Below are 21439 nucleotides of genomic sequence, written 5' to 3' on the forward strand. Positions count from 1 at the left end.
TCATACCCGCAGACTCAACCACCCGACGTCCGCTTTTCGACACGAAGCGGGCCCCTGGCTTTCAATGCACCAGTTCAGCTTGTGACCCATAGGAGACTTCCCACAGCGGTGGTTCCCTCGTTAAGCGGTCTCTACGGAGAGGACACGAACAGCACCGTGATCCTTAAGGTACGCGGAGAGACAGTCGCCAAACTCGTCAAGAAGTGCCAATCCAGCTCTATCAAAGTCATTCTTCCCGCACAGGATCAAGGTCCCGTTTTCATAACGACAGTGGACAGCTTGATGCCATCGACGGTGATCGCGGAATTCAGCTTCGATGTCTTGTGCGGCTATCGCCCCAGCAGAAGCATCGATCCCACTGCAAACAAGTGTGATCTTGAAACTCATCGGCCTCCGACGCCGGTCATGGAATTGCACCCAAATTACTATGCTATTTCGTCCGAGTGAAGGTCGCCTTTTGGCCCATAGCTGACCTGTCCCGCGCAGCCGGTCCATGACCGCTTGTGACCCTTAGCCGACCTCGCGCCGCTTTGGCTCAGGTGCGGACATCAAGTTGCACCAGAATTGCGATCGGACAATTCCACCGGCTTGCGCAGCGACATCGTGTGTTGGTGGGGTGCGCCGCCGCGTCAATGCGTTACCACGATGAAATCCGTGTCTTTTCCCGTCTCCTGGCTAATTCCGTTGTCGGAAACAATCAACGAAGAGGCCGGCGTCAGGAGTTCAGAGATCTTCTCAACCGTACCCTGGGGCATTTCGATGCGGTTGAGCGCCGCGTTGGCTTTGTCGGGTAACGGTTCCGGCGCGGTTTGCTTCGCGGGCGCTTCTCGCCGTTTCGTGGCAGCTTCGGACATACGGGGCAATTCCTCTGGAATCGACACGACGCTCCAGCGAATAGCCGTTCCCTCGTTCTGGAATTCCATTGCGGTAAACACGTGCGTTCCCAGCGGCTCCTCCGGATTTTCGATCTTGACCGGGACATCAAACAACGGCGTGAAGCCCTGACGCACGAACAGCTTGCTCAACTTACGACTGACGAAGATGGAGATCGGGACGATCTTTTTAGGCACGCTTGCAGCGGGAGCCGAGCCCGGCTCCTGGAGACTGGCGGCTTCTGGAGTCTCGGCGCTTGACACCAGTGATCCCTGCGTTGCCGCGGCTGCACCGATGCTCTTGGTTGCGACGGTGGCACTCTGGAATTCGGACGAACCGGACGCGGCTTTCGGTTGAAAAAGATGCGGATTGGTTATCTCGACCGGCTGGACATCACCATGCGCAATGATCACGCGCGTGCCGCGCTTCGTGAGATGCCAGAGTCGAACGGCAAAATCATTTTTCAAACGGATGCAGCCGTGTGACGCTGGATGCCCGGGCACGACACCGGCGTGCAACGCTATCCCTGACCAGGTGATGCGTTGCATGTAGGGCATGGGGGCGGCGCTATAAATATTTGAACGGTGCCATCGTTCTTTGCTGATGACGCTGAACACGCCGAGGGGAGTCGGATGCCCCTCCATTCCCGTGGACACCGAAGAGCGTGCAATCAGGGCCCCGTTGTCAAAAAGCGAGACCCGTTGGTCTGCGAGCGAGATGATGATCTGGAGCGGGCCCTTCGGAAGGGGCTCGGGCCGAACGCTCTTGGCCGTTTCAGAGTTTGTCTGCCGGTGGTGGTGCTTGTCTTTGTACGGAGCGTATGGGCTTCGCCAGAACGTGTGTTGGGGTCCAAACAGAAATTGAGCGTGTGCGATCCCCGCAGGGAGCATGAAAATGGCGAGTACAGCGGTTGTTATCGCGCGCTGCATTGCTGGTAATTCCTTAACGAGCATCGCCCGGTCCCGTAGGCGCGATTCCATCGTTTCGAGACGATGCGCGAAGCCGAAGCCTGATGCGTCATCCTGACAGCGCACCAAGCCTCTCCTCCAAATCTGGTCGCAGTGGGTCGAAAATTGGACCGTACTCACAATTACCGTGGGAGTTGCCGCTGAGACGGGCGCGATTGCTTGCGATCGACGCGTTGCAATCGGGCAACACGTTTCGGAAAAATTGACGAGCGGCCGTTTGCGCCATTGCGCGACCCACATTGAACCCAAGAATGAGCCTCTTCGCATGCTTGGCTTTTCTACACGGCTCCGGTGGAGCCTATGGGGGCAACGGCATCATGAACCCGCGGCGATTTGCGATAGTGGCGCCGACGTTTTGCGGAACGGTCGTTCTCGCGGGGTGGATCGCTGGCTGGCTGGCTGGCTTGGGTCCGGCCGGCACCGAGAACGCCCGCGCAGTGACCATCCAGGACCGCGCAGCATCTCTCGCCGCTACCGCGATGCTCGCGGATGAACCGCAGGCAATCGCAATGGGCAACACCGGACCCGCGAACGCCGCTGTTGCTAGCGCCGAAGTGGCGACGGCCGCTGAGCCCGCGGCGGGGACGGCCACCGACACCACGGCGGCCTCGGATAAATCGGAATCGATCGTCGTGGCCGCGTTGCCCGATTCGTCGCAAACGCTGTCGGCCGATTTACCGCCTGCGCAGGACTCGGTGGACTTGGGCCACCACGATGTCGCCCAGCTGGCGCCGACCACGTGCGGTGCATCCGGCGGTGCCTCCAGCACGGGGCCGCAGGATTTCCGGTATCTCATTTGTTATGTCTGGTCCGAACTGCCGCCTGCCGAGAAGCCGGCGGCGATCGTCTTGCGTTCGTTCAAGGACATCCCGGTCGGAACGCCGGTGGAAGAGATCAAGCGCGCGTCCGACGCTTTCGGTCTGGATTTCACTTTCATGAAGGCCGTGGCCAAGGTCGAGTCCGGTTTCGATCCCAAGCAGCGCACCGGGTCATATATCGGGCTGTTCCAGCTGAGCAAATACGAGTTCAGAAAATTCGGCTCCGGAGACATTCTTAGTCCCCGCGATAATGCCGTTGCGGCAGCCTACAAGGTCATCACGGAAGGCATTCTATTCCAGTGGGTGACGCACAGGAAGCCGGACTTGAACGATCTTTACCTGATCCATCAGCAGGGCTGGGAAGGCGCCGCGGAGCACCTCAGCCAACCCAATCGCATCGCCTGGAAATCGATGTGCGCCACCGGCGAAGGCAGGGAGAAGGGCGAAAAATGGTGCAGGCGCGCGATCTGGGGCAATACGCTTCCGGCCGTCAAAGAGGCGTGGAAATCCGTGGAGAAGCTGACGTCGGAGGCGTTCGTCGGAATGTGGCGCGAGCGGGTTGCTCATTTCCAATCGAAATACATGGGCACCGCGACCGCCGACGCCGAGCGGGCGCAGGCACCAGTGAACTCCCGTTGAGTGGTTAGCAGGAGTTGCCGCACCCGCGGGCGAGCGGGCCTTCCGTCGCTGGTCGCGCGGATGCGCTTTATATTGTTGCCTGATCAGTCATTCGCGCCGACATCGGTAAAAAGGAACCCCGCCGGCGTCTTGGTAAAGACGAAGATGACCTCGCCGCAGAAGACGAAGTAAGTGTCATTGTTCTCTTGATCGCGGTCGTAGACGGCCTTGCCGCGCTGGATACACGCGCGGTTTTTCGCCGTGAACGAGGTCGGATAGGTCTTGGCGCGAAATTGCGCGGCGTCACGAATTGCGCTGTCGTTCATGAACGGCAATCGTGTCATACCGGCGACGGCGGCGGAATCGTTTGTCCTCAGCGCCGCGCGAAACCTCTCGATGAAGGCATCGAATTCCTTCTGCAAGGCAGGAGAAGCGACGGCTTTCTTCGCTTGTACAACGGCTGGAGCAAGGTTCACGAAAGCGGTTGCGAGCATAATTCTCAGCAAAAATCCCAAGGGTCGGCTCCGTCCATCGACTAATCAAGGCCCTCCGACCGATCCAAATCCATGGTGTTCTGTTGCGTCAAGGGCTTTCTGGCGCGCCAGCGCAGCGTTAGCCCGCCCAGGCGTGGACCAACAGCATTTGCTTGGCGCCCACTGCTGCTTTTCAACCCTTAGCCGATCTCCAGGCTGGCGCCGAGCTTGTCCGCTCGTGACGGCGTAGCCGAGCAAAGCCCTCAGGGACTTTAAGAAAATGACCCACGGTGCAAGTCTGCAGGGCATCTGTTGCGGGTCTCTGCAAGCGTCCTCGTCAACAACAATTGCGATCTACGCTGGCTTGAGAATCTATTCGGCAACTCGCGACAGCTCCCCAAGTAGCTTCAACGCATCATCCAGCACCTCGTGAAGCTGCCTTCGTTCAGCGGCCGCATCACGCGTGAATGCGCCGTGCGTTTGCGCATTCTGATTTCCTTTCGGCGCGCCTGATCTCCGTGCGCCGCCGTGCATGCGGCAGCGAGACTTGCCGTGCACGGCGGGTGAGAAGACAGCTATTTTGATCTCGCTCCAATGCGAGCAACGCAAGGATCAGCGCGCGGGCACCGCCCGCGTCGTTGGTGGCGCGGTCCCCATCAGCGTCCCGTCCCGATCAGCTTTTCGGTGGCGTTACACGATCGGGCGGCCCGTGCGCAAGTGGCGCGCCGACAGACCATCGTTGCAGATGGCGAACGGTCAGATCACGGCGTGGAACATCATATACAGCAGGCCGGCGATCAGCATGGCCGCGGGCAATGTCAGAACCCATGCCAACACGATGTTCCTGATCGTGCCCGTCTGCAGCCCCGAGCCGTTAGCCGCCATGGTGCCGGCGACGCCGCTTGACAAGATATGCGTGGTCGACACCGGCATGCCGTAAAACTCAGCGCCGAGGATGGTGCCGGCGGCCACCAGTTCGGCCGAAGCACCTTGCGCGTAGGTCAGGTGCTGCTTGCCGATGCGCTCACCGACCGTCACGACGATCCGCCGCCAGCCGACCATGGTGCCGAGGCCAAGCGCGATCGCGACCGAGACCTTGACTCAGGTGGGAATGAAGCGCGTGCCGTCTTCCAGGCTGGTGCGATAGTTCTTCAGGATCGCGGCATCGGCCGGCTCGAGCTTGGCGCCCGCCTCGGGCAGCAGACGGATGGCGTCGGCTGCCAGGTACATGTCGTTGCGCATATTGGGCGTCGCCGCCGCCGGAACCCGGCTGATCGATCCGTAGCTCTTCACGCCATTGGCGACCTCGTCGGACAGGCTTGCGAGCGCTGCGAACACGTCCGGCCGGTTCAGGTTCCGGGTCTTGAGCGCGGTCCCGATCAGGCCGCGTGCATCGTTCGGACTGACCTGCTGAGCGCCTTGTGCATGCGCCGCGAACACCCACTTCGCCTTGCTGGTGATGTCGACGAACGCCGGCGTGCTCGAATCCGGCATGGTCCGGTTCAGAGCGTAGGCGGTCGGCGCCACGCCGATCAGGATCAGCATGATGAGGCCCATGCCCTTCTGCCCGTCATTGCCGCCATGCGCAAAGGACACGCCGGTGCAGGTCAGGATCAGGATGCCGCGGATCCACCACGGCGTCTTGCCCTTCGGCTCCTGGTACAGCTTCGGCACGGGAACGACGGCCTTCAGCAACAGCAGCAGCAAGGCCGACAACGCGAAGCCGACCACCGGACTGAACAGCAGCGCCTTGCCCACGCTCATGGCCTGGGTCCAGTCGACCCCCGACGTGGCCTGCCCGGCGGGGGCGAGAAGCTCGTTGGTAAGCCCGACGCCCATGATCGATCCGATCAGACAGTGCGACGAGCTGTTCGGGATGCCCATCGACCAAGTCGCGAGATTCCAGATGATTGCCGCGATCAGCAGGGCGAAGATCATGGCGTAGCCGGCGGCGCTGCCGACCTGGAGGATCAGGTCGACCGGCAACAGCGTGATCACGCTGTAGGCCACCGCGCCGGTGGAAACGAGCACGCCGAGAAAGTTGAACACGCCCGACCAGATCACCGCGGTCAGCGGCGGCAGGCTGTGGGTGTAGATGACGGTCGCGACTGCATTGGCGGTGTCATGGAAGCCGTTCACGAATTCGAAGCCGAGTGCGATCATGAGGGCGACGCCCAGCAGCAGCAGCGCACTGATCGCGAGTGGCTCGCCGACGCTTTGCGTATCGGTGAAGATGCCGTAGGCGGCATAGCCGATGCCGCTGACGAGGAAGAGCAGGAAGACCGCCACCATGCTGACATGGGGTTTCTTGTGGAGGTCGGGTTTGGCGGCGGCTTGCGCGGCCGGACGTGCATCGTTGAGTGCGAGATCGGACATGGGGATTGCTCGGCGGTCAGTCTGTCAGCGATGATCCCGGCGGATCAGGAAATCCATGGGAGCCTCAGCTCAGCCGCTGGGCACGGCGCGCAGCCGGCGCAACCGGTGCAGCTCCTTTGCCGCGTCCTTCATCAGGCCATCGGCGGCCTCGCGTTCCTGGCCGACGATGACCCCCGATGTGAAAGCCTGGGCGCGGCGGTGTGCAGGCGGCGCCGCCAGCGCAGCCTCGGTCGCCAGTTTGCGGTGTGTCATGAAGTCGTTCAGCGATCCCAGGGCCGATTGAATCTGCTTCAGCCGGCCGGAAAGAGCTGCAAGCTCCCTCTGGCCGCGATCGCCGTAAAGGCTGCTGAAGAAGTCGGTTGCATAGCGAATCTTCTTGATCTTGATCCGCAGCTTGTGGCGTTGCACCGGATCGAGATTATTCAGTCGCTTGCCTTGCTTTCGCGCCTTCCTGATGCGCCGATCCAGCACCTCCGCGGCGTAGGCGGCGATCGAGCGGTCGTCATCGACGCGAGGCCGTCCGGCTTCGATCCACTCGATCGTATCGATCAGCAGGCGGCGGTAACGCGCCGCCGCGACCGCGTCGCGGGCGCGCTTGAAAGCCGCCATCCTTTGCCTTGAGAACCTCTCGCGGATCGCCCGTGCGCCGCGTGCCGGGACGCCGTGCCTGGTGATCGGCTGTATGCTCTCCTTCAGAAACACGTCGATTTCACGCGCAGGCGCCAGTTCGTCGGTGAGCCATTTCAGCTCGGCCTTGATCCGCGCCGTGCTTGCTCGCGGCAGGATGTCGCCGAACAGCGAAATCGCCGCGCGCAGGCGCCGCAGCCCGACGCGCATCTGATGAACGCCCTCGGCATCGAGGTCACGCACAGGATCGGCGTTCGCCGTGATGTGACGCAGCGTCGAATGCGCGATCACGCGGAATGCCTCGTGCGGCGATTGCTCGGGAATGAGCTCGATCGCCTCGGCATGTTGCGCGCCGCCGCCGCTGTTCGCGACGAGCTGGTAACCGCGCTCGGCCTTGGAGCGCAGATCAAGCTCGGCCCCCGTTCGGCGTTCGAGATGGCGCGCGAGGCGGAACAGGTCCGCGACATGTCCGGATTTGAGTTCCAGCTCCAGTTCGGCAACGGGCCGTGACCGCCGCCCGGCGCTGATGCGGCCCCGGTCGACGGCGAGTTCGATCTGGCTCTTTCGTACGCGGCGGGCCTGCGCCATCCGACGGATGTCGGTCTGGAATACCGGCTTCAGCTTGCGGGGAAGTTTCCCCGTAGCAAGGCGCCGGAGCGGTGTATGGCTGGTCTTGGCAAGATCGGGATTTGCGCCGGAGACCTCGTGCTCCCATTCTCCGCGCCTTACGCCGCCCGCGCTGCCTGCTTTGACGGTTTGCACGTAGCGGTCCTCGATCTTGCGAACGCGTAGCGTTAGGCCGTGGCGCCTCAGCTTGTGCCTGTTCGTATCGTAGTAGGTCGATACCAGCGTCTGCTCGGATTTGTCGCGGCGCTGGCCCGCAGCGCCGCTCCGCAAAATCGACGACAGTTTGTGCGGTGAAATCCGGAATTTCAGTTCCGTTTCTGCATTCATGGCTGGATCTTTCCGTTGCCCATTCAAAGTGGCGCACCCGCGGGAAGTTCCGATGCTGCGAGCATTTCAAAGCGGCTGGCGATCAGGGGCGCCGCAAGTCATGGAAACTTCACGGAACCCGGCGCCAGCGTGCTCGATTGAGGAGCAGCACCACGATTGAAGGAGGCAGCCTTGAGGCGAACGAACGCAATTGCGATCCTGATCATCGTGCTCATCCTCGCTGGCGGTGCTGCTGCGCTTTATCGTCTGGATACCGGCGAAGGAACCCGTACCAGTCGCGCGGATTCGGCAAGGACGGCGTCGGATTGAGCCGGGCGGATCCTGCCGAGAGCCAGGCTTGCCGCAGCGATTGACCGGAGAGCAAATACGTCGATGTCCAGAACCGCGATCACCGTTCGAGACCTCACGGCCGGGGTGCTTGCCATTGTCCATGCGCATCCAGACTGCGAGCTCGTGAAGGAGATCGCGATCACGCCGGTTGAGATCACCGGCGTGGGAAGGACTTGGCACGCGAATCTCGTCGACAGCGGCGGCGCCGATGTGCAGCGCGCGGCCAGCGTCTTGAGGCAGGCGAGAGACGATCTCGAGCCGATGTTTGAATTGGTTGACGAACCGCCACCGAAGGACGAGCCATGAAAAAGCCCGCGATCCATCCAGATGACTTCCCGGTTGAGACCAGCAAGACGACCGTCAAGACCAACAAGTGTGAACCGCTTGCGGACGCCGAAAGCGAGCCGGTGGCGGAGGAGATCGCCGACCGTCTCAACGAGCATGCCTACCGCGAGGAGCACGATCGATGGTCGCCGTGACCTCCGGATATCCACGGTCGCAATCGACGCTACGCGCAACAGCCGTTCGCTGTCATTCCGCCGACGGACTGGCGCGGCTTAGTTCGCGAAGCAGTTCGCCTGCCTGATCCAGCAGCGTCCGAACGTTGTTCCGCTCCGCTACCGCTTCCCCCGTGAACATCCCATGCTTCCGCGCATTGCGGTTGCCGGGCGGCGCGCCTGTCCTTGCGGCGCCGCCATGCATGCGACATCGACTCTTGCCGCGCACCGCCGGCGCGCAACAGGGGGTACCACTACGAGCCCTTGCGCCGCAGCGGCGGCTCGCTTGCATCGGGCTGGTGTTGCGAACGTGATCGCTGCTCATGCGATGGCGCCGTCCTCTACGTCAACGTTCGGCTCCGCGACGATCATGCTGGCGTGTTGCGTGACGTTGCCTACGATCGCCCTGCCGCCGTCCTGCACCGACAAATTCCGGACCGTGATCGCGCGCTCGCCGTTGTTGCGGTGGCGGCTCAGTGCCTCGATCTGGCTTGCGAAGGTGCGGGCCAGCCGGGTCAGCGCGCGTGTGAGGCTCTCCTGCTGCGGGATGTCATCGGTGAGGGCGAGGCGGCAGGCGGAGCGCATCGCTGCGGCGTGAACGGACGCCATCTGCACTGCGAGCATGGCCTCGATCGAGTCCTTCGGCGCGATATTCTTCACCAGCGAGATCAGGAAGGCGAGGTTGGCTTCATCGGGCTTGCGCCCGATCACGCTGGCCTTCACCAATTGGCTGAGCAGACCATGCAGCGCGTCGCGGTCGGCGGCGCCGAGCGCCTCGGCCAGCAGCCGTTCGCCGGCTTGCGGGTCGGCATGAAGGATCGCAATCCCCCGCTTGTAGAGCTTGATCCGCGGGCTCGCGGCGGGGCCGCTGCGATCGTTTGCCGCAACCGGCAGCGTGCTGTGGCGTTTCGCAGATGTCGTCATGTGCTGTGTCCTTTGCCCGAGCGGGCTCATTGCGCGCGGCATCGATCGCTCGCTGCGCGCCTGTGGGATTTTCGGGATGTTGATGAAGGGCTTACGCACAATTGCCGCGAGGCGCCCCGTAGTCGGGCGGCGTGGACGCAGGCGAATGTTGCGATGATGGCATTCTGCCGGTGTTTTGCCCGACGAGTCAAACGAAGATTGCGAAGCGCGCAATCCTCGTTCGTGCAAATTCTGGTCCGTGGAAGTCCTTGTTCTTGCAGGTGCCGGCTACTGTGCATGGGGTTGTTTTCGCGTTTTTTGTTTTGAAGCTGCTCCGACCTGCCGCGCGACGGAATGCCGGCCTGCAAACGCGATTGCGAAATCCGGCACGGCCGCTCATCATGATCCGCGAATCCGCCGCGTCATGCAAAGCGGCGCGATTCGTCTGGGGAGAGAACGAATGCAACGAACGCTTCGCCTGCTGGCGATCGTCGCCGGATTGTGCGCGACGACGGAGGCCCTCGCGCAAAAATATCCGGTGCGGCCGGTCAAGATCATGGTCGGCTTCAGCGCGGGCGGCCCGGTCGACGTCGTCGCGCGCATCGTCGCCGATCGGCTGAGTAACAAGCTCGGACAAGCCTTCGTGGTCGAGAACCGCGCCGGCGCCAACGGCATGATCGCAGCCGAAGGCGTCGCCCGTGCAGAAGGCGACGGCTACACGATGCTGGCCTGCAACTCATCCACGATCACGCTCAACAAGACGCTGTTCAGGGATATCCGCTACGACCCGGAAAAGGACTTTTCGCCGCTCACCACCGTCGTGTCGGCGCCGCTCGTGCTCGTGGTCAACCCGGAGAATCCCAAGACGGCCAACATCAACACCGTCGCTGATCTCGTCGCCGCGGCAAAGGCTGCGCCCGGCGCGCTTGCCTACGGCTCGGGCGGCAACGGCAACCTCGCCCATCTCGCCATGGAGCTGCTCAGCCAGAAAGCCGGCGTCAGGATGATCCACGTGCCTTATCGCGGTGGTGCGGCGTCCGAGGTCGGCATCCTCGCGCAGGAGGTCCTGGCGGTGTTCGATCCCTTGTCCGCCGTGCCGCTGGTGAAGGCCGGCAAGCTGCGCGCGCTCGCGGTGTCCTCAGCCGAGCGGCTGCCGGCGCTGCCGGATGTGCCGACCGTCGCGGAAGCCGGCTATCCCGGTTTCGACATCTCGTTCTGGGTCGGCTTCTTCATGCCGAAGGCAACGCCCGCACCGACGCTCGAGATGCTGCACCGGGAGATCGTCGCCGCCGCCAACGATCCCGTGTTACGTGAGCGGCTGGAGACGCAGGGCGTCGTCAGCGTGCTCAGTCCGGCCGAGTACACCGCCAAGATCGCGAAGGAGACCAAGGAGCTTGCCGAAGTCGTGGCGGCGGCAAACATCAAGGCGGAGTAGGGCGTCTGCTTGGCGTGATGCCGACCACCTCAGCCAGCCGCTCGAGCAGCGGGCGCTGTCCTGTGTTGATCTTCCCGTGCGCTTCTGCGAGCGTGAACCATTCGGCACGATCGACCTCCGGAAAGGTCTGACGTTTGCCGCTGCGCGGCGGCCATTCCATCTCGAAACTGTTGCTGCGAATGCTGCGCACGTCGAGGTCCAACTCAGCCGCGAACGCGGTGACGATCTTGCCGCCGCGCTGCTTGACCTGACCAAGCGAAGTCAGCGGCACGGACAGCTCAAGTCCAAGCTCCTCGGCAAACTCCCGTCGCGCCGCGATGTCTGCGTCTTCTTCGTCCGCATACTCGCCCTTCGGGATCGACCAGGCACCGAGGTCCTTGTTGCGCCAGAACGGTCCTCCGGGATGAACGAGGAGAACCTCAATTCCCCGGCGCTTCCGATAGGCAATGATCCCGGCGCTTTTCGATGGCATCGCAGGTTCCCTGCAGGCGGCGCATTCGCCCGGGAAAAAGTGGAACAGACGGTTTTAGCGCAGGTTAATAGCCAACGCTTTGACCGAACAAGGGAGTGAACCATGATCCGCCTGTTGGCAACGACAGCCTTAGGGCTGGTGCTGGCGAACGCCGCCTTTGCGCAATCGCCAAGCACGAACACCAAATCCGAGCAGACGCCGCAATCCCAGTCGAATTCCGCAGCTCCGTCCAACACGTCGCCCTCTGGCGCGGCACAAACGCAACAGACCACGTCGCAGCCGCAGCAATCATCAACGCCGGCAGCGTCGACGCAGAATACCCAGGCGACCACACCGTCTTCCGGGTCTGCCAATTCCGGCTCCGGGACCAATGCCACCAACAGCGCGGACACGTCGTCCCGGCCATCCAGCGGTACGGCAAACTCGAACGCGGCCGGCAACCAGCCCGCCTCGCAGCAGAGCGCCAATCCGCCGGCGGCGAACGCGAACCAGACGCAGGATCGCTCCAATCCTCCGTCGAACAATACCAATCAGGCACAGCAGGCGCCCGGTGCATCTGGAACCAACCAGGCCCAGCAATCGCCAAACGCGCCGAGCAGCAATCAGGCGCAGGGCGAGCGGACCGGCGCCAATTCACAGACCGCCGCCCGCACTAACGTCAACCTCGACAAGCAGCAGGAGACCAAGATCAGCGCGTCCATCTCCCATCTCAACGTGCGGCCGCTGACCAGCGTCAATTTCTCGCTCAACGTCGGCACGGTGGTGCCGCGCGATGTCCAGCTGTCGACGCTGCCGCCCGACGTGGTCGAGATCGTGCCGCAATATCGCGGCTACAGCTTTGCGCTGGTGAAGGATGAGATCGTGGTGGTCGATCCGGCGACATACAAGATCGTGACGGTGCTGCCTTACTCGGGACAATCCACCGCGACAACGACGACCACGCGCGAGCGCAGCGCCAGCAAGTTTTCGGATCGCGATCGCGAAGTGATCCGCAAGCATGCGAAGACCCGCACCGAGGGACGGAGCGAACGACAGACCACCGGCAGCACTGCGCGGTCCGAAATTCATGTTGGTGACCGCGTTCCCGAGAGTGTCGAGGTCGAGGAATTCCCGAGCAGCGTCTACCGGGACGCCCCCGACCTGCGCGAATACCGCTACATTCACCGCGATACACGGACCTATGTCGTCGAGCCCAGCGAACGCCGCATCATCGAGGAGATCGACTAGTTCGCGGACCACCGGAAGCCGCTCCATCGAGCGGCTTCCGGATTTCGCATCAGCCCGAAGATCGTTCGCGCGCTGCAAAACGGATGGCGCGGGCCTTCGCGCTCTTTCCCGCCGCGCGCGCGGCGATCATGTTGCGTGCCTTACCGTGGGTGCTCTTCCGGATCAGGGACGCGAGCCGCTTGCGTGCGCGGCTGGCCGTCAATCGCGCCGCCAGCTGCTCCGCCTTGCGAATGATGGTCGTGACCGAGGGCGTCAGGTTCACCGGAACCCAGGCGACGTCTTTCGTCTTGGACAGGCTGCCGATGCCCTCGCAGGGAGCTTCGCGCGGCAGGTCGATCCGGATCGCGAGGGCTTCCGCGCGCTCGGTCCAGTCCTCGGCCCTGGTGCCGGTGATGATGCGGACATAGTCGCGTGTCTCACGCGGCAGCTCGCTCTCTTTGGCAAGCCATTTCTGGATCCGGCCGGGGCCTGCGTTGTAGGCGGCTGCGGCAAGTCCGAGATTGCCGAAATCGTCGCGTAGCTTGCGCAGGAATTTGGCCGACGCCGGCAGCGCCTTCATCGCATCGAACGGATCATCCAGCCCGACCTCCGCTGCGGTTTGCGGCATGAACTGTGCGACGCCTTGCGCGCCGGCCTGGCTGACCTCGTTCGACTTGAAGCGGCTCTCCTGCCAGATCAGGCGCGCAAAGAACGGCACTGGAATCCCGCTGGCCTCGGCCGCTCCACGAAGCGCGTGGCAGAAGCGCTCCGTCGGCGAAACCGGCGCCTGCGCGACGGGTTCGACCGTATCCGGCGGCTCGGACGTCTCCTCATAGGACGCACGCGCATTGGCGAGCTCAAGCGCCTGCACGCTTGCGAGGAACAGTTCGACCACCGGAACAAGTGGCGAGGCCTGAGTGTTTTGAAGAACGGTGTGATCGAAGGCTGACGTTTGGCGGGACACCGACGGATCGAAGTCGCACATCAGAATCATGAACGCGGCGCAAGCCGCGACGACAAATCGCATTTGCTGGAGCAACCTCGAACTGTGGGTGAACGGCCAGCGGTGCGCCGGCGATAAGGAGTTCTTAACCGTGCGATTGCGGCAAAGCTGCGGTCTCACCGGTTCCGCCGGTGTTACTACGGTGTTCCCGCCAGGAAACTCTTTTCTCCGCGAATTTGCGGGCATGGCGAATTGGGACGAGCAAGATGATGCGATGGATGCTTGGCGCGGTGATTTCGCTGTCGGTGATCTCTGCGGCGCTTGCAGGCAATCTTGATCCAGCAGCGGTGAACGACGCTGCGCGTCCCGCAAAGCAAATTGCTGCCGATAAGCTCAACGCATCGATCGTGAAGCTTGAGATTTTGCTCGACCGTGCGCGGTTCTCGCCGGGGGAGATCGACGGCAAGCTCGGGGAGAACGCGCAGAAGGCGCTGAAGGCATTCGCCGAGCAGAACGGCGTTGCATCCGACAAAACGATCGCACCGGAGCTTTGGGATAAGTTGAACGCCGCGAGCGAAGGCCCGGTCCTGATCGAATACAAGATCACGGATGCGGATGTGAAGGGGCCGTTTCTGAAGGAGCTGCCCGGCAAGCTTGATGACATGAAGCCGCTGAAGGCGCTGAGCTACACCAGTCCGCTCGAAGGGCTTGCCGAGAAATTCCACATGAGCGCAGATCTGCTCAGGGCGCTCAACCCGGACAAGGCCTTCGACAAGGCCGGAGTGACCATCGTCGTTGCAAACGTTCCGGCGCGGCGAGAGCTGCCGCACATCGCGCGGCTCGACATCGACAAGAAGAACGGCACGCTGAAAGCATTCGACGAGGGCGGCACCCTCATCGCATTCTATCCTGCGTCAATCGGAAGTCCGGATCGTCCCACGCCGAGCGGTACGCTCAAGGTCACCAGCGCCCACGAGAATCCGGTCTATCACTACAACCCCGACTACAAGTTCAGAAGCGTCAAATCGAAAAAGCCGTTCGATGTTCAGCCGGGCCCGAACAATCCGGTAGGAGCATACTGGATCGGCTTGTCCGCGCAGGGTTACGGCATCCACGGAACGGCGGAGCCCGACAGGGTCAGCAAGTCGGCGTCGCATGGCTGCGTCAGGCTGACCAATTGGGACGTGCGCGCGCTGGGCGAGCACGTCAAGCGCGGCACACCGGTGGTCTTCCTGGATGCGCCGACGGACTCCTCGTCCGAGCAGCGGCGGAAGTCCGTCGGCAGGCGCGCCTCGAACTAGTCTTTGGGAAAGTCCTTGCGCATCGCGATCTCGGCGGCATCGCCGGGCGATAGCACGGTCTGGTCGAACGCTGCTTGCGGCCTCGTCATGATGTCGTAAAGCGAGATGCCTTTGATCGGCTTGCCCATGAGCTCGCGGACGCAGTCGGCGAGCGTGCCGTCGTAGACGAGATAGGGCGGACCTCGATCCTTCTGCCTCTCGCCTTTCAGCGACGGCCACTTCTTCAGTTCGGCCGGCGCGTCATAGGCGATCGGCGATTTCTCTTTGAACATGCGCTTGGCCCCTGAAGGCGCGGGTAGCCCAGAAGCCTAGGGCGGCCCGGTAAAACGCTTGTTAAAGAATTAGTTCAAATCAGCCGGCAACAAAGGCGAGCAGAGTGCCGTTCGCCTTGGCCGGCGGCACGCAGATCGCAGACCCGCTGCGCACCGCTGCCGAACCAAGCGCCTTCTCGGTGGCCGCGAGATCGCCGCTCACGAGCACCAGGGCAGCGCCTCCGCGTTCGGAAAGACCCGCGAGCGGCACGCCGGGATAGCGTTTGCCGAGCTGCTCCAGCGTCAAGTAAACGAAATCGGCCCGATCGCCACCGGAGGGCACGGTCACCGCGCCATCGGTTTCACTCTTCGGCTCGCGGTCGATCAGCCGCCCCAGATGCGCAGCTTCCTTCGCGGGTTCGGGCGCTGCGATCAATGTCTGCTTGATCCGCTTGGCCGCATTGGCGTGCTTCATCAGCGCGGGAATCCACACCGTCTCCCGCGTCTTGTGCTGGCAGGCGAAAATGCGCACGCCGCCGGGCGCTTCCGCGGTCGGCCACATAAAGGTGCGGAATTTCGCTGCCGAGATCGTGCCGTCAGGCAGCGTCACGGGCCGTTCGAAATCGGTCGGGCCGATCGGCTCCAGGCCGCGTGCGCGGATTTCCTCTGCGCCGGCGGTGGAATCGACCGCGGTGAAGGCGATGCGCTCGATGCCTTCGCCGCGCTTGTCGAGGAAGGCACGCGCCGGCGCGTTGTGCTCGGTCGCCGCGAGCACGCCGAGCAGCTCCATATAATCCGGGTCGAACATGATGGTGTAGTTGCCGGTGCCCATATGTGCGCTGTGAGTGCCGCGCGGCGAGATGGTGAAGCCGAGCTGCCGGTAATTCTCGGCGGCCTTGTCGAGGTCCTGAACCATGACCACGGCGTGGTCGATACCGATGACGTTCTTGAGAGCCACTGTTCTTCCCCGGATGCAAACTGACTGGACCGCCGTTGACGGCCACAAATCCTGTCTACGCCGGATAGGCGGTCAAGTCATTTTCAAATCGGCGGGACATGCGGAAATTTCATTCCGCGAAAGGCGATATCGACGCGCAATGGTGTCAGCGAGCCTGCTCGAGATAGGCGGCGAGGATGGCGCGCTCCTCGCTGGTCATTTCGGTGATGTTGCCCGGCGGCATGGCATTGGACCAGGCGGCGACGCGGCCGATCAAGCGGATGTTGCGATGGATGTGCTCGGGCGCGTCGAGCAAGATGCCCTTCGGCGCGGTGACGATGCCGGCCCAGACCGGCTCGGCGGCGTGGCACATGCTGCAGCGGGACATCACGATCTCCTCGACATTGGCGAGGGTCGGCTGCGCTGACAGCGCGCTTGTCTTGACCTCGCGCGGGCCGGCCGCCGAGAGAAAGAGGATTGCGATCACGCCGGCCGCTGCAACGCCCCACACCCACCATGGCGATTTGCGCCCGGCATGCCCCTCGTTGAAGAAGTGCCGGATCACGGGGCCGAGCGCCAGGATGATGGCGACGATGATCCAGTTGTAGCGGGTGGCATAGAGTAGGGGATAGTGGTTGCTGATCATCAGCACGACGACAGGCAGCGTCAAATAGTTGTTGTGGACCGAGCGTTCCTTGCTGGCCTTGCCGAGCTTTGGATCGGGCGCCTGGCCCGCGAGCAGGGCGGCCACGATCTTCTTCTGGTTCGGGATGATCAGCGTGAAGACGTTGGCGACCATGATGGTGCCGATGATCGCCCCGATCTGGTTGAAGGCGCCGCGCCCGCTCAGCACGTGGGTGAAAGCATAGGTCAATGCCACCAGGAACAGATAGCCGCCGATGGCGAAGGGGAGCTCGCGCTGCGCGAGCCCGGTACGGCAGGCGCCTTCATAGAGCAGCCATGCCAGCGCGAGGCTGCAGAGGCTGAATAGGCCGGCCTGGAATGGCGTGAGGTCGAGGATCGACTTGTCGACCAGGAACAAATCGGCCTCGAGATAATACACCACAACCATCAGCGCGAAGCCGGACAGCCAGGTGGTGTAGGCCTCCCATTTGAACCAGGTCAGCTCGTCCGGCATCTGGGCCGGCGCGACCAGATATTTCATGATCCGATAGAACCCGCCGCCATGGACCTGCCAGGCCTCGCCCTGCACGCCGTCCGGCAGATCGCTGTCAGGCTTGAGGCTGAGGTCGAGGGCGATGAAATAGAAGGAGCTGCCGATCCAGGCGATCGCTGCGACCACGTGGAGCCAGCGGAGCAGCAGGCTAGCCCATTCCGATATGATGGATCCCCACATGATCACCCCAACAGATGCGACCCCAATGCCGCAGCCTTGATGACCGCAACCGGCGGCCCGCCCTTACAATGTGTCGCACCGATCAGCCGCATTTTCCAGTACGATGGGCTGCGGCTGATGCACATCGTGCGGGCATGAGCTGACGTGGGATTCGGCAGGCATTTGTCCTGTCGCAGAACGTTTGCGCGTCGTTGATGCGCCAGACGTGACGGCCGGGAGGAAACGACGTGAGGAACAGGATTTCGTTCGTAGCGATGTCCGCCGGGTGGCTGGTCGCGGTCGCGAGCTGCGCCCAGGCGGAGCCGGTGCTGCAGGGCAAGGATGCCTACGGCGATTGGCAGGCCGACAAGCCTGGCACGGTCAGATTGATCCGGCCGCAGGATCTGGTCAGGCCCGGCGCCACGCGGTCGGTTGCGAGGTCGTCGCGCGTGGTGCCGCGCCCACCGGAGGGTGCGCTTCAGGTGCCAACCGGCTTCAAGATCGAGCTGTTCGCCGAGGGCCTGCGGGCTCCGCGCATCGTGCGCGTGGCGCCGAACGGCGATATCTTCGTCGCCGAGACGCGCGCGGGCAACATCCGCGTGATGCGCGCCGGCGAAAACGGCAAGGCCGCGACCAATGAGGTGTTCGCTGCCGGACTGCGGCAGCCCTTCGGCATCGCCTTCTTTCCGAACGGCGATAATCCGCAATGGGTCTATGTCGCCAACACCGACAGCGTGGTCCGCTTTCCGTACCAGGCCGGCGATCTCAAGGCGCGCGGCAAGGCGGAGACGATCGTGGCGGGCCTGCCGCATGACGGCGGTCATTCCACCCGCGACATCGTCTTCACACCTGACAACAAGCGCATGCTGGTGTCGGTCGGCTCGCTCAGCAACGTCGCCGAGGGCATGGGTACGCCGCCGGGCGGATTGGATGTGTGGTCGAAAACCCATCCGCTTGGTGCGGCGTGGGCGAGCGAGACCGAGCGCGCCGCCGTGCTGGCCTTCAATCCTGATGGCAAGGAGCGGAAGATCTACGCCACTGGTATCCGCAACTGCGTCGGACTCGCGGTCCAGCCACAGACCGGGCTGCCGTGGTGCTCGACCAACGAACGCGACGGGCTCGGCGACGATCTCGTGCCTGACTATGTGACCAGCGTGAAGGAAGGCGCGTTCTACGGCTGGCCGTGGTTCTATATCGGCGGCAACGAAGACCCGCGCCATGCCGGCGCGCGGCCGGACCTCAAGGACAAGGTGACGATACCCGATGTGCTGGTGCAACCGCACTCGGCCTCGCTCGGCATGACCTTTTATCAGGGCACGCAGTTTCCATCCGAATACCAGGGCGATGCTTTCGCGGCCGAGCACGGCTCCTGGAACCGGTCGAAGCGCACCGGCTACAAGGTGATCCGCATCCGGATGAAGGACGGCAAGCCGACCGGCGAGTACGAGGATTTCGTCACGGGATTCGTGGTGAGCGACACCGAGGTGTGGGGGCGGCCGGTCGGTGTTGCTGTGGCGAAGGATGGATCGCTGCTGGTGTCGGAGGATGGCAACGGGACAATCTGGCGGGTGACAAGCGTGCGCTGAGCCGCGGTGGAGGTGTACCCTCGCCCCTTGCGGGAGAGGGTGGCTCGCCGCGCAGCGGCGAGACGGGCGAGGGGTTCTATCCGCGAACTCCCTTATATGCGTGTGCGGAGAGAAACCCCTCATCCGGCGCTTCGCGCCACCTTCTCCCGCAAGGGGAGAAGGAAGAGGCACTGCGCTTGCGGCGCCTACCCCCGTCTCACACTCGCCCCGCCATCCACCGGCAATGTCACGCCCGTGATGAAATTGGCCTCGTCCGACGCCAGGAACAGCGCGGCATTCGCGACGTCCCACCCCGTGCCCATCTTCCTGCGCAGCGGCACCTTGCTGTCGCGCTCGGCTTCGACTTCGGCGCGGGTCTTGTGCCATTCGCGGGCGCGGGTGTCGACGGCCATCGGCGTGTTCATCAGGCCCGGCAGGATGACGTTGGCGCGGATGCCGTGTTCCGCGTTCTGGTAGGCGAGCTGTTCGGTGAAGGCGATCATCGCCGACTTCGTCGCCTTGTAGGCGACATAGGGATAGGTGGTGATCGCCGCCATCGAGGAGATGTTGATAATCGCGCCGCTTCCTTGCGCGCGCATGATCGGGATCACCTCTTTCGCCGCCCAAATGCAGCTCTTCAGATTGATCGCGACGATACGGTCGAAGGCTTCCTCGGTGATCTGAAGCAACTCGGCGTCGCCGCCGGACAGGCTGACGCCGACGTTGTTGTGCAGCACGTCGATCCGGCCCCAGCGCGCCTGCGCGTCCGCGACCATCGCCTCGATGTCGGCGATCTTGGTCACGTCGGCCTTGAACGCCGCGGCGGTGCCATGCTTCGCGGCGATCATGGCGGCGGTTTCCTGTGCCGATTCCAGATGATGATCGACGCACAGCACCTTGGCGCCCTCGCGCGCGAAGGTCAGTGCGGTGGCGCGGCCGTTGCCCATGCCTTCGCCGGGGCTCTGGCCGGCGCCGACGATAATCGCAACCTTGTCCTTCACGCGCATGTCAGTTCACTCCCGGGATCGGGTACTGCTGGAGTACCTCTTTGTAATATGGCTCGTTGTCGATCTTCATGGTGGCGAGCACGCGCACCACGCCGCAATAGAAGGCGATGGTCAGCACGAGGTCGACCATGTGCTCGTCCGAGAGATGCTGCCTGATCTCGGTAAAGGTTGCGTCCGACATCGCGAGCTCGCGTACCATCTCGCGGGCACCTTTCAGGATCGCCTTCGCCTGTGGCTCGAGCGTCGAGGGTTTGCCGTCGGTCTCAGCCATCAGGCCGGCGATGTCATCGTCGGTGACGCCGAACTCCTTGCCGATCTTCACGTGGTGAGTGAACTCGTATTCCGATTTCTCCATCCAGCCGACCTGGAGGATCGCAAGCTCCCGCAGGCGCGGGTCGAGCTTGCTCTTGAAGCGAATGTATCCGCCGATGCCGTTGAAGGCGCGCGCCATCTCCGGCGAGTTGACCAACAGCTTGTGCAAATTGGTGTTGCGCTTGAGCATGTCGCGATATTCGGGCGCGACCTGGTCGGCCTCGAGATAGGGCAGGCGGGCCATCCCTGTGTTTCCTTCCTTGCTAGTGTTCTTGTGACTCGCGTTCGGGCGCTTGCAGCGTCACCCCGCCGTCCACCACCAGCACCTGTCCGGTGATATAGCGCGCAAAATTGCTGAGCAGGAATTTGACGGCGTGGCCGACGTCCCAGCCGGTGCCTTCCGTTTTCAGCAAAGACGCCTTGGCCCGCTGAGCGCGCGCCTGTTCGCTCATGCCGCGGCCATAGACCATCGGCGTGTACATCGGCCCGGGGCAGATGCAGTTGACGCGGATGCTGTCGCGGCCGTGATCGACCGCCATCGCGCGGGTGAGACCGATGATGGCGGCCTTCGATGTCGTGTAGCTCGTGAGCCCGCGCGGCCGCAGCGCCGAGATCGACGAGATGTTGACGATCGCGCCGCCCCGCGCGGTCTTGATCATCGCAGGGATAGCGTGTTTGGAGAGCAGGAACATGCTCGCGACATTGACCTGCATGACGCGGCGATACTGCTCGGGCGCTTCGTCCACCACGCTGCCGCGGCTGCCGATGCCCACATTGTTGTCGAGGAAATCGAGCCGGCCCCAATGGTCAAGCGTGGCTTCGACCAGCGTCCTGCAATCGCTCTCGCTGGTGACGTCACCGCCATGCGCCGCGGCCGTGCCGCCTTCGGCTGCGATCGTCTCGACGGTTCGTTCAGCGAGCTTGAGCTCGCGATCGGCCACCAGAACTTTGGCGCCGGCGCGGGCCAGCAGAATTGCGGCCGCGCGGCCGTTGCCAATGCCGTCGCCCGCAGCGCCGCCGCCGGTGACCAGCGCCACCTTGCCGGCGAGACCGGGATCGTCCTCGAGCCCCTGCATGTCGTTCATCCCGAATATTTTCGTGCACTCTAGCAATCGCCCCGAGCGGAGAGAAGGGCCGGGCTCCAGCTTTCATGTCATTGACATCGCATGGAATTGCATGCCGCCGCGCGAGAAGGGCGAACGATCGACCTGCCCCGTTAGGAACCGACCTCACACGA

General features: G+C 63.2%; 22 protein-coding genes and 1 pseudogene. 8 read left to right on the forward strand and 15 right to left on the reverse strand.

Translation table 11 applies throughout. From position 1 onward, the window contains the following. Positions 1-120: 120 nt before the first annotated feature. On the reverse strand, positions 121-387 hold the full coding sequence (locus AC0L30_RS00080; RefSeq protein WP_035993166.1) for a hypothetical protein: 267 nt from the start codon (positions 385-387) through the stop codon (positions 121-123). Positions 388-629: 242 nt separating this feature from the next. After that, on the reverse strand, positions 630-1907 hold the full coding sequence (locus AC0L30_RS00085) for a L,D-transpeptidase (RefSeq protein WP_473403691.1): 1278 nt from the start codon (positions 1905-1907) through the stop codon (positions 630-632). A gap of 251 nt (positions 1908-2158) precedes the next feature. On the opposite strand from AC0L30_RS00085, the gene AC0L30_RS00090 reads away from it, so the two are divergent. Continuing rightward, the gene (locus AC0L30_RS00090) at positions 2159-3298 is read left to right on the forward strand and encodes a lysozyme family protein (protein ID WP_007594130.1); all 1140 of its coding nucleotides are present in this window, start codon (positions 2159-2161) and stop codon (positions 3296-3298) included. 83 nt (positions 3299-3381) lie between these two features. Here AC0L30_RS00090 and AC0L30_RS00095 read toward each other — a convergent pair whose 3' ends face one another. The 3 genes and pseudogenes from AC0L30_RS00095 to AC0L30_RS00105 form a co-directional block, all read right to left on the reverse strand. After that, positions 3382-3792 (reverse strand): hypothetical protein, encoded by a 411-nt coding sequence (locus tag AC0L30_RS00095; RefSeq protein ID WP_007594128.1) that lies wholly within the window; start codon positions 3790-3792, stop codon positions 3382-3384. A gap of 714 nt (positions 3793-4506) precedes the next feature. Further along, a pseudogene (locus tag AC0L30_RS00100) lies at positions 4507-6126 on the reverse strand (inorganic phosphate transporter). Positions 6127-6195: 69 nt separating this feature from the next. Continuing rightward, on the reverse strand, positions 6196-7707 hold the full coding sequence (locus tag AC0L30_RS00105) for a CYTH and CHAD domain-containing protein (RefSeq protein WP_473254309.1): 1512 nt from the start codon (positions 7705-7707) through the stop codon (positions 6196-6198). Between the two features lie 156 nt (positions 7708-7863). Between AC0L30_RS00105 and AC0L30_RS00110 the strand changes: the two genes are divergently transcribed. The 3 genes from AC0L30_RS00110 to AC0L30_RS00120 all read left to right on the forward strand — a co-directional run bounded on the left by AC0L30_RS00110 (position 7864) and on the right by AC0L30_RS00120 (position 8516). Next, a complete protein-coding gene (locus AC0L30_RS00110; protein ID WP_473403612.1) occupies positions 7864-8016 on the forward strand; it encodes a hypothetical protein in 153 nt (50 codons plus the stop codon). A 63-nt stretch (positions 8017-8079) separates the two neighbouring features. Further along, positions 8080-8343 carry a hypothetical protein gene (locus AC0L30_RS00115; protein ID WP_219685128.1) on the forward strand — a complete coding sequence of 88 codons (264 nt, stop codon included), beginning with the start codon at positions 8080-8082 and terminating at the stop codon, positions 8341-8343. Beyond that, positions 8340-8516: a hypothetical protein gene (locus AC0L30_RS00120; protein ID WP_473403613.1), complete on the forward strand. Its 177-nt coding sequence runs from the start codon at positions 8340-8342 to the stop codon at positions 8514-8516. The genes AC0L30_RS00115 and AC0L30_RS00120 overlap by 4 nt, the downstream gene beginning before the upstream one ends. A gap of 52 nt (positions 8517-8568) precedes the next feature. On the opposite strand, the gene AC0L30_RS00125 is transcribed toward AC0L30_RS00120, so the two are convergent. Both AC0L30_RS00125 and AC0L30_RS00130 read right to left on the reverse strand, forming a co-directional pair. Next, the gene (locus AC0L30_RS00125; protein WP_473403614.1) at positions 8569-8859 is read right to left on the reverse strand and encodes an HGGxSTG domain-containing protein; all 291 of its coding nucleotides are present in this window, start codon (positions 8857-8859) and stop codon (positions 8569-8571) included. After that, positions 8856-9458, reverse strand: a complete 603-nt coding sequence (locus AC0L30_RS00130) for a hypothetical protein (RefSeq protein WP_473403615.1) — start codon at positions 9456-9458, stop codon at positions 8856-8858. Before AC0L30_RS00130 ends, AC0L30_RS00125 begins: the two co-directional genes overlap by 4 nt. 439 nt (positions 9459-9897) lie before the next feature. Between AC0L30_RS00130 and AC0L30_RS00135 the strand changes: the two genes are divergently transcribed. Further along, a complete protein-coding gene (locus tag AC0L30_RS00135) occupies positions 9898-10872 on the forward strand; it encodes a Bug family tripartite tricarboxylate transporter substrate binding protein (RefSeq protein ID WP_473403616.1) in 975 nt (324 codons plus the stop codon). Here AC0L30_RS00135 and AC0L30_RS00140 read toward each other — a convergent pair. Beyond that, entirely contained in the window at positions 10859-11344 is a 486-nt protein-coding gene (locus AC0L30_RS00140) for an NUDIX hydrolase (protein ID WP_007594105.1), read from the reverse strand. The two genes, AC0L30_RS00135 and AC0L30_RS00140, sit on opposite strands and share 14 nt — an antisense overlap. 102 nt (positions 11345-11446) lie before the next feature. Here AC0L30_RS00140 and AC0L30_RS00145 point away from each other — a divergent pair, with 102 nt between their 5' ends. Then, positions 11447-12571 (forward strand): DUF1236 domain-containing protein, encoded by a 1125-nt coding sequence (locus AC0L30_RS00145; RefSeq protein ID WP_007594104.1) that lies wholly within the window; start codon positions 11447-11449, stop codon positions 12569-12571. Positions 12572-12620: 49 nt separating this feature from the next. On the opposite strand, the gene AC0L30_RS00150 is transcribed toward AC0L30_RS00145, so the two are convergent. Next, a complete protein-coding gene (locus AC0L30_RS00150) occupies positions 12621-13577 on the reverse strand; it encodes a lytic transglycosylase domain-containing protein (RefSeq protein WP_007594102.1) in 957 nt (318 codons plus the stop codon). Between the two features lie 182 nt (positions 13578-13759). Between AC0L30_RS00150 and AC0L30_RS00155 the strand changes: the two genes are divergently transcribed. Next, positions 13760-14794 (forward strand): L,D-transpeptidase family protein, encoded by a 1035-nt coding sequence (locus AC0L30_RS00155; RefSeq protein WP_007594100.1) that lies wholly within the window; start codon positions 13760-13762, stop codon positions 14792-14794. Here AC0L30_RS00155 and AC0L30_RS00160 read toward each other — a convergent pair. From AC0L30_RS00160 to AC0L30_RS00170, 3 genes are all read right to left on the reverse strand, one after another. Beyond that, positions 14791-15066 carry a hypothetical protein gene (locus AC0L30_RS00160; protein ID WP_007594098.1) on the reverse strand — a complete coding sequence of 92 codons (276 nt, stop codon included), beginning with the start codon at positions 15064-15066 and terminating at the stop codon, positions 14791-14793. The two genes, AC0L30_RS00155 and AC0L30_RS00160, sit on opposite strands and share 4 nt — an antisense overlap. Before the next feature lie 79 nt (positions 15067-15145). Then, the gene (locus tag AC0L30_RS00165) at positions 15146-16003 is read right to left on the reverse strand and encodes a VOC family protein (RefSeq protein ID WP_007594097.1); all 858 of its coding nucleotides are present in this window, start codon (positions 16001-16003) and stop codon (positions 15146-15148) included. A 145-nt stretch (positions 16004-16148) separates the two neighbouring features. Further along, positions 16149-17339, reverse strand: a complete 1191-nt coding sequence (locus AC0L30_RS00170; protein WP_007594095.1) for a urate hydroxylase PuuD — start codon at positions 17337-17339, stop codon at positions 16149-16151. Between the two features lie 227 nt (positions 17340-17566). Between AC0L30_RS00170 and AC0L30_RS00175 the strand changes: the two genes are divergently transcribed. After that, the gene (locus AC0L30_RS00175; RefSeq protein WP_473254301.1) at positions 17567-18904 is read left to right on the forward strand and encodes a PQQ-dependent sugar dehydrogenase; all 1338 of its coding nucleotides are present in this window, start codon (positions 17567-17569) and stop codon (positions 18902-18904) included. A gap of 185 nt (positions 18905-19089) precedes the next feature. Here AC0L30_RS00175 and AC0L30_RS00180 read toward each other — a convergent pair whose 3' ends face one another. The 3 genes from AC0L30_RS00180 to AC0L30_RS00190 are packed head-to-tail and all read right to left on the reverse strand — an operon-like array spanning position 19090 to position 21287. Next, a complete protein-coding gene (locus AC0L30_RS00180; protein WP_007594092.1) occupies positions 19090-19890 on the reverse strand; it encodes an SDR family NAD(P)-dependent oxidoreductase in 801 nt (266 codons plus the stop codon). A gap of 1 nt (position 19891) precedes the next feature. After that, the gene (locus AC0L30_RS00185; protein ID WP_007594091.1) at positions 19892-20446 is read right to left on the reverse strand and encodes a carboxymuconolactone decarboxylase family protein; all 555 of its coding nucleotides are present in this window, start codon (positions 20444-20446) and stop codon (positions 19892-19894) included. A 19-nt stretch (positions 20447-20465) separates the two neighbouring features. Further along, positions 20466-21287, reverse strand: a complete 822-nt coding sequence (locus AC0L30_RS00190) for an SDR family NAD(P)-dependent oxidoreductase (RefSeq protein WP_473403617.1) — start codon at positions 21285-21287, stop codon at positions 20466-20468. Positions 21288-21439 lie beyond the last annotated feature (152 nt).

It is taken from the genome of Bradyrhizobium sp. MI1.11 (genome assembly GCF_055811255.1).

Coding starts and splice junctions, on each gene's coding strand:
- AC0L30_RS00120 (WP_473403613.1), top strand. CDS start 8,340: ATGAAAAAGCCCGCGATCCATCCAGATGACTTCCCGGTTGAGACCAGC.
- AC0L30_RS00090 (WP_007594130.1), top strand. CDS start 2,159: ATGAACCCGCGGCGATTTGCGATAGTGGCGCCGACGTTTTGCGGAACG.
- AC0L30_RS00145 (WP_007594104.1), top strand. CDS start 11,447: ATGATCCGCCTGTTGGCAACGACAGCCTTAGGGCTGGTGCTGGCGAAC.
- AC0L30_RS00080 (WP_035993166.1), bottom strand. CDS start 387: ATGAGTTTCAAGATCACACTTGTTTGCAGTGGGATCGATGCTTCTGCT.
- AC0L30_RS00150 (WP_007594102.1), bottom strand. CDS start 13,577: ATGCGATTTGTCGTCGCGGCTTGCGCCGCGTTCATGATTCTGATGTGC.
- AC0L30_RS00160 (WP_007594098.1), bottom strand. CDS start 15,066: ATGTTCAAAGAGAAATCGCCGATCGCCTATGACGCGCCGGCCGAACTG.
- AC0L30_RS00115 (WP_219685128.1), top strand. CDS start 8,080: ATGTCCAGAACCGCGATCACCGTTCGAGACCTCACGGCCGGGGTGCTT.
- AC0L30_RS00180 (WP_007594092.1), bottom strand. CDS start 19,890: ATGCGCGTGAAGGACAAGGTTGCGATTATCGTCGGCGCCGGCCAGAGC.
- AC0L30_RS00105 (WP_473254309.1), bottom strand. CDS start 7,707: ATGAATGCAGAAACGGAACTGAAATTCCGGATTTCACCGCACAAACTG.
- AC0L30_RS00190 (WP_473403617.1), bottom strand. CDS start 21,287: ATGAACGACATGCAGGGGCTCGAGGACGATCCCGGTCTCGCCGGCAAG.
- AC0L30_RS00185 (WP_007594091.1), bottom strand. CDS start 20,446: ATGGCCCGCCTGCCCTATCTCGAGGCCGACCAGGTCGCGCCCGAATAT.
- AC0L30_RS00140 (WP_007594105.1), bottom strand. CDS start 11,344: ATGCCATCGAAAAGCGCCGGGATCATTGCCTATCGGAAGCGCCGGGGA.
- AC0L30_RS00170 (WP_007594095.1), bottom strand. CDS start 17,339: ATGTGGGGATCCATCATATCGGAATGGGCTAGCCTGCTGCTCCGCTGG.
- AC0L30_RS00130 (WP_473403615.1), bottom strand. CDS start 9,458: ATGACGACATCTGCGAAACGCCACAGCACGCTGCCGGTTGCGGCAAAC.
- AC0L30_RS00125 (WP_473403614.1), bottom strand. CDS start 8,859: ATGAGCAGCGATCACGTTCGCAACACCAGCCCGATGCAAGCGAGCCGC.
- AC0L30_RS00135 (WP_473403616.1), top strand. CDS start 9,898: ATGCAACGAACGCTTCGCCTGCTGGCGATCGTCGCCGGATTGTGCGCG.
- AC0L30_RS00155 (WP_007594100.1), top strand. CDS start 13,760: ATGATGCGATGGATGCTTGGCGCGGTGATTTCGCTGTCGGTGATCTCT.